The organism is Faecalibacterium sp. OM04-11BH (assembly GCF_003482185.1).
In the GTDB taxonomy this organism is placed as follows: domain Bacteria; phylum Bacillota; class Clostridia; order Oscillospirales; family Ruminococcaceae; genus Faecalibacterium; species Faecalibacterium tardum.
Genome location: NZ_QULS01000046.1, coordinates 1 through 1,512, shown reverse-complemented (window position 1 = coordinate 1,512; position 1,512 = coordinate 1). Strand labels below are relative to the sequence as shown.

Sequence of the window (1,512 nt, the reverse complement as noted above, 5' to 3'; positions counted from 1 at the left end):
TCCTTTACTCGTTCAATTTCATGCTTCTCTTTTTCTGTGTACAGCATTTTCATGTCCTCCTTGGCTAAAGTTTTGGTGCGTACCACCATCAGTTTAGCACAAGGCGGCTTCGTTTATCAGTCTTTCACATCTGCTGAATTTCATTTTTGAGCATACGCTTGATTTTATCGCTCATGGTTTCTGTGCTGGTATTGCTGAAATGGACATGAACCTTGTAGGTTGTCTTGCCGATTTTCTTTACCATCGCTGGCGTGTTTTCCGGCGCTCTGGACACAGTAGCGGCATCTGCCGCCTGCATAGTACGGGGTTCTCTGTTCATGGCGCTCCTTTCTCCGAACGGGTCTGTGCCGCCCGGTAAAAAATCAGTCATGCTTACTGCTTACAATGTCTTTTGCTGCCTGTCGGGTAGCACTGGCATTTTCTTCCCGGAAATTCTTTCCGTCAAAGAGAATCGGCGCACACCGTTCCAGAATACGGTCATAGATACGGGCGTGGGCCAGATCAGGCGGGTTTTTCAGCTCGGACAGTTTCAAGTTTGTTGTGATAATCATGGGTCTGCGGCTGCGATAGCGGCTGTCAATGACGAAAAACATCTGCTCCATAGCATATTCGGTACTGCGCTCTACTCCCAGATCGTCAATGATAAGCAGGTCATACTCGTCAAAGCTGGCAATAAACTCCGACCTGTCCTCAGAGAACATCCCGGTCAGGCGGTTCAGGATGGTGGGAAAGTTCGTCATCAGCACCGGCACATCCTGGTCAAGCAAAGCGTTGGCGATACAACCGGCTAAAAAGGACTTGCCGGTTCCCACATCCCCAAACAGAAGCAGGCCGGTGTTGTTCCTGTATGCCTCCTTCCAGTTCTCCACATAGGCGCGGGCCTTGTCCATCAATGGGTTTTCGCCGTTGTCGTTGGCAAAGGTGTAGTCATAGAGATAGCGGTCTTGCAAGCCCTGTGCCTTTCGGCGTTTGATACGCTCCATGCGGCGCTGCCGTTCTTCAGCAGTCTTGCGCTGCTCCTCAGCCTCCCGCTGGCACTGGCAGATGCAGCGCGGCATAAAGTAGCCGGATTTCCCAAAGCATGGCACAACGGTCTGCCTCTGGCCGCCGCATTTCTTACAGTGAATGAGGCCGTCTGCCGGGTCTATGTACTCGTCCCCGGCCAGTTCCACACCGGCGGCTGCCTTGTCGATCAGCGCCCGGATTTCTGCGGTAATCTCAATCATACGGTTTCATCCTCCTTTACGCTGTAATCCCGGTTGCGAGAGGGCGGGGCTGCTTTCTTCGCGTCCTCACCGGCCCAGCGCCGGATGGTCGCGGCATGGCTCTGATACCGCTTGCCGGTAGAGGCCATGTACTCGGACAGCTTTTCGATGTACTGGCCCCATATGGTGGGAAAGCTGGCCTGCAAGTCTGCCATTTCCTCGTCCGTCAGGAAAACATTCTGGTAACGGCCATAGGCGCGGGCGGAGTGTCCCTTCTCTATCTCTCTCTTTATCTCTATCTCTTTCT

General features: G+C 53.1%; 2 protein-coding genes and 1 pseudogene. All 3 read right to left on the bottom strand.

Annotation, left to right across the window (positions count from 1 at the left end; genetic code table 11):
* Nucleotides 1-124: 124 nt before the first annotated feature.
* Nucleotides 125-319, bottom strand: coding sequence for a transposon-encoded TnpW family protein (locus tag DXB44_RS14315; RefSeq protein WP_044987216.1), 195 nt, complete (start codon nt 317-319; stop codon nt 125-127).
* Between the two features lie 43 nt (nt 320-362).
* On the bottom strand, nt 363-1,226 hold the full coding sequence (locus DXB44_RS14310; RefSeq protein WP_117888737.1) for an ATP-binding protein: 864 nt from the start codon (nt 1,224-1,226) through the stop codon (nt 363-365).
* Nucleotides 1,223-1,512 (bottom strand): annotated as a pseudogene (locus DXB44_RS14305) (replication protein); the annotation flags it as partial. The pseudogene DXB44_RS14305 and the gene DXB44_RS14310, both read right to left, overlap by 4 nt.

Bases quoted from the DNA above. Each gene is read 5' to 3' on its own strand.
- DXB44_RS14315 (WP_044987216.1), bottom strand. From the start codon at position 319: ATGAACAGAGAACCCCGTACTATGCAGGCGGCAGATGCCGCTACTGTG.
- DXB44_RS14310 (WP_117888737.1), bottom strand. From the start codon at position 1,226: ATGATTGAGATTACCGCAGAAATCCGGGCGCTGATCGACAAGGCAGCC.